Source organism: Thalassobius sp. Cn5-15, assembly GCF_022347685.1.
GTDB lineage: Bacteria > Pseudomonadota > Alphaproteobacteria > Rhodobacterales > Rhodobacteraceae > Thalassobius.
The window spans coordinates 1-8464 of record NZ_JAKRGF010000014.1 but is presented as its reverse complement, the minus strand read 5'-3'; the positions used below and the strand labels follow the sequence as shown (position 1 = coordinate 8464).

Genomic DNA, 8464 nt, shown 5'->3' with positions numbered 1-8464 from the left:
AAACTGGCTCTGGACTTACAAAAACGACCGGCCCAACATGGCCATCGGCGGGATCACTCCAGCTATGAAACTGAAAACAGCCGCATGAATTCTATGGCTGAGCCCCATTAAAAATGGGGGGATTACCCAAGGTTTGGTCAAGCCGTTCTAGCATCTTACCTTCTGCACTCAGCGCCTTTACAGCGGCGATGCCTGAAATATTTTCAACCATCTGAGTTTGATGTTTTGCGCCAGCGTCAAACTGGACGCGCAACCGTTGGCGTAGGAAGGGACCGAACGCAAAGTAGACCAAAGCCTGCAATGGCAGGGCAATGAATACGATCATTGTCAGGGGTACGGAAAGAGATAACAGGACCCCGATATAGATGACGACAAAGAGCAGATCGAGGAGCACACCTGTGGTTGTGCCGACCAGAAAGTTACGGATTGTATCTGTCTCACTGACCCGCGCCATGGTTTCGCCCACCGACCACTTGCGGAAGTGGTTGAAGGGCAGTTTGAACAGGTGGTCGAATATGCGCGAACCAAACTCGCGCGTGACTTTATTTGCTGTCAGAATCCCGAGAAGGCTCGACAGCACTTCAAAGCCCATCTGAAACAGGCTCACAGCCGCGAATATCGCCACAACCACGATTAGGGACGCCTCCCGCTGAAACGGAAGGATGCGGTCAATGATAACCTGAAAGATAAAAGGCTCAACAAGGCCGATCAGGCGCAGGCAGATCGCGAGAAACACCAGCTCTATGTAGAGCGGCGTGTATTTCCATAAAGATCGTGTGAACCAAGAGAGCGGTATCTCGCGCCCGTTATTGTCTACGGACACTGTACAACCTGCTCAAATTTCGTGATGACGCATGCCCCTGGGAGGGCCGAAGCATCTGGGCTCGCGGCGACAACGATAAGATCGTCGCCGGACGGAAAGACAGATGCGAGACGCTCTTGTACGTCTTGCGCAGTCACACTTTCCAATAGCTCTCCCAATCGGGGTGCATCGCCCGGGCTGCGATCATCCAACGCCAGTTCCAGCATCGTTCTGGCAGCAACATCTACATATAATACGTTCCGCTCCGTTCCCTCCGCCATACCTCGCCGCAAGTCATCAAGGCCCGTTAGATCAGGTGCCGCGCGAAAAGCCTCGTATGTTGTGCGAACTAAATCGGCAGCCTCTGCCAATTTCTCGGTTTCCACCTCTCCCGCTATGAACATGATGCGAGTGGCGCGGTCATAATTCGTGAAGCCCGCCTGAAAACCATAGCTTGCCCGCAATTCAGTACGAACGGCATCAAAGAGCGGTCCACTTCCAGAGCGCCCGAAAAAGCTCAAAGCAAGCAAGTCCGTTAGATCGCCACCTTCAGCCGTGGGTGGTAATTGCCCGAGAAGGCCGAGGGTTGTTTTCTCAGCATCGGGAAGATGCAGCAGGACAGTCCTTGGTTCAAAACTCGTATCGATATTAGGAGCTGCTTGTGCTTGCCCTTCCGGCAAACCAGCAAGTAATTGGTCTACGGCTTTCCCGGCATCACTTCGACTGATCGCACCAGTCACCGCAATGGTGACTCCGTTCTACACAAGTGTTTCAGCGTGCCATCGACTCAGATCGTCTACACTCACATCTGAGATTACGGGGATATTTGGCAGGCTCAGAAAATCGTTGAGCGGCGTCTCACCCAGAACTGCTAACCGAGCGAGAGCCCACATTTGATGAGCAGTTTGCGCTTGAGATTGGGTCTGATTTGCCAAGAACCCTTGCTTGATCCGATCCACCCAGGCTTGATCAAACTGGGGCGATGTAAGCATCTCACTGGCAATGGAAACAACATCATCAATGTGCTCTTTCGGGAAACTCACCTCACCAATCGCGTGATCTGCACGGACATAAAGCTGGCCACGCGAATTTTTGTCGTTAAATAGCTCCAGCACATCCTGCGGTGCAAGTTCACCAGTGCCTCCACTCAAGATAGCCTCGGCAGCAACATAGGGAACTGCTGGGTTTCGATCCGCGCTGAAAGCCCAACTCATTGGCCAAGCAATTGTGATCGTGATGTCCGTCACATCATCTTCATAGATGGGCATAAAATGAAACGGTCGCCCATCGGGGGTTTCTGTCAAGACAATCTCTCGACTTGCATCTTTTTTGCAGGCTCCCACCAATGCCACTAAAGCGGCTAAAAACAGAAATTTCTTCATACTCAAATTACCTTTCGACGCTGACAAGACGCGTGACTTCGCGCCCATCGACTAACAGGGATTTTAGAAATTCATTTACATCTTTTAGGCGAACACTCGCAACCGCATTTATTTGATCTTCCAGTGTAAATACGGGTGTCGCGGACATCAGCTGATCAAGCACCAGGTCGCGATTGTAGCCAGGCCGATCACGTTCCAAAACGCTATCAAATTGGCCTGCAAGGCGTGATGCAACTCGGTCAAACGTCTCTTGTGGCAAGCCGTTTTCCAAAGTGCCGTGAAGAGCCGCGCGAAATACGTTTTCCAGCCCATCCAATGAAATATTGGCATCAGGATGCCCGATGAAGGACAGTTCAACGTACTTCTCTCCGATAACAGTGATATCGAGCGAGAAGCTTCGTGTCACAAACTGGTCATATCGAAGCGGTCCAGCCAGCCCTCCTGGCAACGAAGAGCCGAGCGCGTTTTCTGCCAACTGAGCTAAAACAGCACAACCAGCCGATGTTTCACACACATCCAGTGGAACCAGTTTGCGATACAAAAAGGTGTCGTCACTCAGCTCGGAGAGTGAGATAGCAATCCGATCTTGAACAACGCCATCTTCAACCAACCGAATTGAACGAGGATCGGCGGAAAGCGTATGCACATTGTTAACAGACAAAGCTGCTAAGGCAGCTTCTAGTCGAGCTTCGCTGACACCCCCGTAGACCAAAAGAGTTGCATCCGATAAAGCGTGGCTTTGCTTATGAAGAGAGGCAGCGGCGTCCAATGAGTAATCTGCGATAACTTCGGGCTCCCCTATCACAGATCGCGCCAAAGCTCCTTCGCCATAAAGAGCGCGGTCCATATCGCGATACACCTGAATGAGTGGGCGTTCAGCAACTCGATAGTCATATTCCCTCAAAACGATATCCCGCTCTTCTAAGGCGAAATCAACTTTTACGTCAAAAGGTTCGGACACTGCCATCAGGGTTCGCAAGGCGCGGTGTAGATCATCATCAACAGTCTTTTGCCAATATCCAGTACTGAAATGGTTCGTCCAAGCATTGGAATGACGCATTCGTTCGTTTTGACCGCCACCAAAGGTACTCAGCCATGCAAGGTGCTCGACATAATGCGCCAAGCCCTCATCAAAGTTATTGGATGCTTCGCCTGACGGAAAAACCAAATATAGAAAAACATCCTCAACGCCGGGGTTACGTATCAGGGCCACTTCAGAGAAAATAGAGGATTCCATCGTCTGAATTTCTGACCCTACTTTGTCCCCAGCAGCGAAGTACTTTGAGAGCCAGAGCACTAGAAAAAATCCAGCAAATACTAATATATAGAGTGTTTTTTTCATTCAGAAACCTGATAGGAATATGACCTTAAGCCAACTATACCACCTACAATTCTGAATTGAACTAAAATCGTTCCCGTTCAACCCTCCAGACCCTCGGGGGCTAATTGAGTTTGGATATGACGCGATTTGAAATACTCTACAAAATAAATATAATGTTGAAAGTTCTGTTGCCCCCTGCCCTATTTTGTTAGGCTTTCTGGAAGGCTCAGACAGGACGCCAGCTTATATTTTGTAGAAAGCTTCATGAACAAGGTGAAAAACTGGGTCACGGCCAGTGAGGTCGAGGCCCTGCGCAAGGCAGCACGAAAGACCAGGAACCCGGCTCGCAATGAGCTGATTATTTTGATGCTCTACCGTCACGGCCTGCGCGTGTCGGAGCTCTGCCACATCAAGCTTGAGCAGCTGAATCTGGACCAGGCCACGGTATTCGTGAAGCGATCCAAGAACGGGATCGACGGGATGCACCCGATTGCCGGTGACGAGCTGAGGCTTCTCAGGCGTTACCTTCGAGAGCGTGAGAGCGAGCTTCCTTGGCTCTTTGTATCCGAGCGCAGAAGCCCCCTCGCCCGCAGCACCGTCAACAAGCTTCTGGAGCAATGCAGCCATTCAGCCGCCCTGCCCCGCATCAACCCGCACATGCTGAGGCATGGCTGTGGCTTCTATATGATCAACAACGGCTATGATATCCGAGCGGTGCAAATCTACCTGGGCCATACTTCGATCAACAACACGGCCATCTATGCCAGGTTCAACGAGAAGCAGTTTGTCGGGATGTGGGAGTAGCCCCCTGCCCCGACTTGGACTTGCGACGGATTTGTTCCGTTCCTTTGACTTGGTATTTTGCCGAAAAGGAGAACGGACATGGCAAACGGACACAGCGAAGAATTCAAGCGCGATGCGGTGCGCATAGCATTGACCAGTGGCCTGACGCGTCGTCAGGTTGCGTCTGATTTAGGGATGGGCGTTTCGACGCTGAACAAGTGCATCAAAGTCGCACAGGACACTGAAGACGCGTCCCTTCCTGACGCAGATCTCGTGCGCGAGGTTGAACGGCTTCGCAAAGAAAATGCGGTTCTGAAACAGGAGCGCGAAATCTTAAAAAAAGCGACGGCCTTCTTCGCGAGTCAAAAACAATGAGATTTGCGTTTATTGACAAGATGAAGAAGGCCTTTCCCGTCGAAGTTTTGTGTCGCGTTTTGAAGGTAACATCGCGTGGGCTGCGGGCCTGGCGATGCCGCCCAATGAGCCAACCTCAGCGGGATGACATGATTTTGCTGGCACATATCCGCGAACAGCACCGTCTTTCGCTTGGCAGCTACGGCAGGCCGAGAATGACTGAAGAGCTGAAAGAGCTTGGGTTTGCGGTTGGACATCGTCGGGTTGGCCGTTTGATGTCCCAAAACGGCATCCAAGTATTCAGAACCCATAAATGTAAGGCCACCACAGACAGTGTTCACAATCTGAATGTGGCGCCTAATCTGTTGGATCAGGATTTTGCGGCAACTGGGCCAAACCAAAAATGGGCTGGCGACATCACATATATTTGGACGCGAGAAGGTTGGCTGTATTTGGCTGTGATTATCGATCTGTATTCCCGGCGTGTTATTGGCTGGGCAGTCAGTAATAGGCTGAAGAAGGACTTGGCGATCCAGGCACTACAAATGGCCATAAACCTTCGCAGGCCGCCAAAGGGATGCATTCACCATACCGATCGCGGCAGCCAATATTGTGCGCATGATTACCTGAAGGTTTTGCGAAGACATGGTTTCCAGGTGTCAATGTCAGGCAAAGGAAACTGCTGGGATAACGCCGTGACAGAAACCTTCTTCAAGACGTTGAAGGCTGAGCTCATCTGGCGGCAAACTTGGCAAACAAGAAGGCAGGCAGAGGCAGCGGTGTTCCAATACATCAATGGTTTCTACAATCCGCGCAGAAAACACTCAGCTTTGGGCTACAAAAGCCCCTTGGCCTTCGAACGGAAGGCTGCATAAAAGAGCAAAAGGATCGGAACTTAAACGTGACAAGTCCAGCATGATCTTCTGATCATCGAGGATGCGGCTTATGCTTTTCTGGAGCCGAACCTGCGGCCAAGCCTGTTTTCACTCGCGCCGGAGCGAACGATCTATGTGGGCGGTTTCTCAAAAAGCATCGCGACGGGGTTGCGATTGGGCTACGTGGTTGCCCCGGCGCCACATATCGACCGGTTGCTTGAAGCGATCAGAGCGACGACCTGGAATGTCCCGGCCATAATTTCCGGCTTGGTCACAGGTTGGGTGGAAGACGGTACGCTCGCAAAATCCGAAGAAGCTCGAAAGCAGGATGGGGCGGAGCGCTAGCAGATTTGCAGGGCTGCTCTTGATGGATTGGCAGTTCTCGGACATCGCAACGCTGGTTTCGCTTGGTTGCCACTGGAAAAGGGTGTTCGGGCCGTACCGGTAGTCACGCGCCTCAAGGAGCTTGGTGTTTCAGCCTCCGGCGCAGAGCCTTTTGCAACAACGGTTGCCGTGCCGCAGGCGTTGCGGCTCGCTTTTGGCGGTGTTCAAATTGACGAGCTTGAAGGGGTGTTCCAGAAAGTCCGTGATGCCGTTGAAGACTTTTCAGGGGGATAGGTATTGCAATGGACAATATCGGTGGTTTTTGTCATCCCCCTACCCTGCCACGGTGGATCAAGGGCTTAGCCGTGCCAAAAACCTGTTCCAAAATATATAGGGTTTTGGTACGATTTTGGCATGATTATTGGCTATGCCCGTGTGTCCACCGCAGACCAGAATCTAGACGCTCAGCTTGACGCCTTGAAAGAGGCGGGCGCGGGGCGCGTGTTCTCTGAAACGATCAGCGGCGCGACGGCCAAGCGGCCAGAGCTGAAACGCCTGCTCGATCAGCTCCGTGACGGCGACGTGGTGGTGGTGACGAAGTATGATCGCCTCGCCCGTTCCCTGCGCGATCTTCTCGACATCGTGGACGCCATCAAAGAGCGCGGCGCGGGTTTCCGTTCCTTGGCCGAGGATATCGACACGACAACGCCCGCCGGAGAGCTGATCTTTCACGTTTTTGCATCCATCGCCCATTTTGAGCGCCGCCGGATTGCAGAGCGCACCCGCGAAGGTTTGGCCGCAGCCCGCAAACGTGGCCGCATCGGTGGCCACCCGCCTGCCCTTTCACCGGATCAAAAAGCCGAGGTGATCCGCATGCGCGACGAAGAACGCCGTGCGCTGCGAGATATCGCCGACTTGTTCAAGGTCAGTTACCCAAGGTAACAGTGTTCCCGTTGCCTACGGCGTTCCCAGAACCTATTTGCTGTATGATTGTTTGGTCGCGTTCTGTGTCAGGTTGTGTGATGAAAAGGTAAATTGTTATCAGACTCGCCACCAGCCCGACTGAAGCTACCATTATTTTAGTGTATCCGTTCATGAGGTTTCTCATCGGTGGCAAAAGACCAAGTTCGCGTTGCTGTAAACTTCTGTCGGTACTTCATTGACCGCGTTTGGATCGTTCGGATCACCGTTTGCCCAGTTCTTGATCAACTCCCAGCTCGCTTTGCCGTTAGAGCAGTTCATGTACAGTATCCCAATTAGCTGGACTGTTTTCCCCTCTCCTTCGATAACTAAAGTTAGCGTGCCAGTTGACTTCTCACCGACAAGTGTGCCCCACCACTCATTCCAAAATAGTTCGATATTTTCTTTGAAAAGGAAGGTGCGATCTGAGTTTGAGATGCGTGTATTGATTGTGACGTTGTTATTATTCCCGACAACATTTCCTGTGCCATTCTGTTGAACAGATTGAGCAGAAAGTTGCGTAGATAGACATGCTACACATCCAAACATTGCAAGAAACTTCAACATAATGAGACCCGACACTTTTGGTTCTTTTGAGCTAGTATATCGCCTAGCATGGATTGTCGACAATGGCCGACCCATTGAGTTTTTGAGTAATTGAGTGGACTTGAAAAATACCAAAATTTGGTATATCCTCCTCATAGGAGGCTCTTCATGGCAAAAAACACATCTATGTCGCTTGGCGATCACTTTGCGGGTTTCATCGACACACAGGTTCAATCTGGCCGCTACGGTTCGGCCAGTGATGTAGTGCGGGCAGGATTGCGCTTGCTGGAAGAGCACGAAAACAAGGTGAAAGTATTGCGGGATGCCTTGATTGCGGGCGAGCAGTCCGGCGAACCGCAGCCGTTCGATTTTGAAGACTTCAAAGCACGTAAGCGGGCAGAGTTCGGCAACGCTCCTTCATGAGCCGCGTCACATTTTCACCCGCAGCTCTCGCGGACATTGATGGAATCTGGGACTACACCGCAGAAATGTGGGGAATGGATCAGGCAGACCACTACACCGATGACATTCGCGATACTTGCGATGCATTGGCGGCGGGATTGAAGCAAGGTCGCGTTGTTGATGTGCGCGACAGTTATCTAAAATATGCAGTGGGTAAACACTTTGTATTCTTTATGCGGGCTGGTGACGGGATCGCCGTTATCCGCGTTTTGCATCAGCAGATGTATGCTGGGCTGCATCTTTGATTGGGTAATTTATGACAGATTATTTTGATGAGCTTCCTTCTGACCCAGAAGCTGCATTTATCTTTCTTGAAGCGCGATTCCGTGCTGATCTAGAGCAGATAGCTCCGAGCGATGTGAGCGACTTTGACCTTCAAACCTATATAAGCCAAACTCTTGGAGCAGCGGATGCTCTTGGAATTAATGCCCTGTCTGCATACCAAGGGATTGCAATTGATCAGATCGAATATGCTCCGTTTCAGCATACTGTCACCAAGCTGATTACTCAGCTTCATATTCGAAGCAGTGAGCAGCCTCATCTGACTGGTCCAGTTTGATTGTTAGTGCATCGTTGGCCTCTGATCCATCGGTATGATGGTTTCGGGAGCTGGTGGTTTGTAGCCCAATGCACTGTGGGGCCTTTTTGTGTTGTA

The 8464-nt window shown here is 51.4% G+C and carries 13 protein-coding genes; 8 read left to right on the top strand and 5 right to left on the bottom strand.

What is annotated here, in order from left to right; all coding sequences use genetic code 11:
• Positions 1–91: 91 nt before the first annotated feature.
• From MHM86_RS16955 to MHM86_RS16940, 4 genes are read right to left on the bottom strand one after another with little or no spacing between them, the layout of a single operon-like run.
• Positions 92–823, bottom strand: coding sequence for an ABC transporter transmembrane domain-containing protein (locus MHM86_RS16955; RefSeq protein WP_239201786.1), 732 nt, complete (start codon positions 821–823; stop codon positions 92–94).
• Positions 814–1542 carry an insulinase family protein gene (locus MHM86_RS16950; protein ID WP_239201783.1) on the bottom strand — a complete coding sequence of 243 codons (729 nt, stop codon included), beginning with the start codon at positions 1540–1542 and terminating at the stop codon, positions 814–816. The genes MHM86_RS16955 and MHM86_RS16950 overlap by 10 nt, the downstream gene beginning before the upstream one ends.
• An 18-nt stretch (positions 1543–1560) precedes the next feature.
• The gene (locus MHM86_RS16945; RefSeq protein ID WP_239201782.1) at positions 1561–2184 is read right to left on the bottom strand and encodes a hypothetical protein; all 624 of its coding nucleotides are present in this window, start codon (positions 2182–2184) and stop codon (positions 1561–1563) included.
• 7 nt (positions 2185–2191) lie between these two features.
• The gene (locus MHM86_RS16940) at positions 2192–3526 is read right to left on the bottom strand and encodes a hypothetical protein (RefSeq protein ID WP_239201780.1); all 1335 of its coding nucleotides are present in this window, start codon (positions 3524–3526) and stop codon (positions 2192–2194) included.
• 243 nt (positions 3527–3769) lie between these two features.
• Between MHM86_RS16940 and MHM86_RS16935 the strand changes: the two genes are divergently transcribed.
• The 5 genes from MHM86_RS16935 to MHM86_RS16915 all read left to right on the top strand — a co-directional run bounded on the left by MHM86_RS16935 (position 3770) and on the right by MHM86_RS16915 (position 6783).
• Complete coding sequence (locus MHM86_RS16935) at positions 3770–4309, top strand: tyrosine-type recombinase/integrase (RefSeq protein ID WP_239201779.1); 540 nt, start codon at positions 3770–3772, stop codon at positions 4307–4309.
• Positions 4310–4387: 78 nt separating this feature from the next.
• Positions 4388–5517 (top strand): IS3 family transposase gene (locus MHM86_RS16930; RefSeq protein ID WP_370644211.1). Its coding sequence is split into 2 segments (ribosomal slippage): positions 4388–4637 and positions 4637–5517, totalling 1131 coding nucleotides; the frame shifts between segments, so codons are not numbered across the junction.
• Positions 5518–5565: 48 nt separating this feature from the next.
• Positions 5566–5862: an aminotransferase class I/II-fold pyridoxal phosphate-dependent enzyme gene (locus tag MHM86_RS16925; RefSeq protein WP_255723281.1), complete on the top strand. Its 297-nt coding sequence runs from the start codon at positions 5566–5568 to the stop codon at positions 5860–5862.
• Between the two features lie 27 nt (positions 5863–5889).
• A complete protein-coding gene (locus MHM86_RS16920; RefSeq protein WP_239201771.1) occupies positions 5890–6135 on the top strand; it encodes a hypothetical protein in 246 nt (81 codons plus the stop codon).
• Between the two features lie 120 nt (positions 6136–6255).
• Positions 6256–6783, top strand: coding sequence for a recombinase family protein (locus MHM86_RS16915; protein ID WP_239201769.1), 528 nt, complete (start codon positions 6256–6258; stop codon positions 6781–6783).
• Positions 6784–6945: 162 nt separating this feature from the next.
• Here MHM86_RS16915 and MHM86_RS16910 read toward each other — a convergent pair whose 3' ends face one another.
• Positions 6946–7368, bottom strand: coding sequence for a hypothetical protein (locus MHM86_RS16910; protein ID WP_239201761.1), 423 nt, complete (start codon positions 7366–7368; stop codon positions 6946–6948).
• Positions 7369–7515: 147 nt separating this feature from the next.
• Here MHM86_RS16910 and MHM86_RS16905 point away from each other — a divergent pair, with 147 nt between their 5' ends.
• From MHM86_RS16905 to MHM86_RS16895, 3 genes are read left to right on the top strand one after another with little or no spacing between them, the layout of a single operon-like run.
• The gene (locus tag MHM86_RS16905) at positions 7516–7770 is read left to right on the top strand and encodes a type II toxin-antitoxin system ParD family antitoxin (RefSeq protein WP_239201759.1); all 255 of its coding nucleotides are present in this window, start codon (positions 7516–7518) and stop codon (positions 7768–7770) included.
• A complete protein-coding gene (locus tag MHM86_RS16900) occupies positions 7767–8054 on the top strand; it encodes a type II toxin-antitoxin system RelE/ParE family toxin (protein ID WP_239201756.1) in 288 nt (95 codons plus the stop codon). Before MHM86_RS16905 ends, MHM86_RS16900 begins: the two co-directional genes overlap by 4 nt.
• A gap of 11 nt (positions 8055–8065) precedes the next feature.
• On the top strand, positions 8066–8368 hold the full coding sequence (locus MHM86_RS16895) for a hypothetical protein (RefSeq protein WP_239201744.1): 303 nt from the start codon (positions 8066–8068) through the stop codon (positions 8366–8368).
• The last annotated feature ends 96 nt before the right edge of the window (positions 8369–8464 follow it).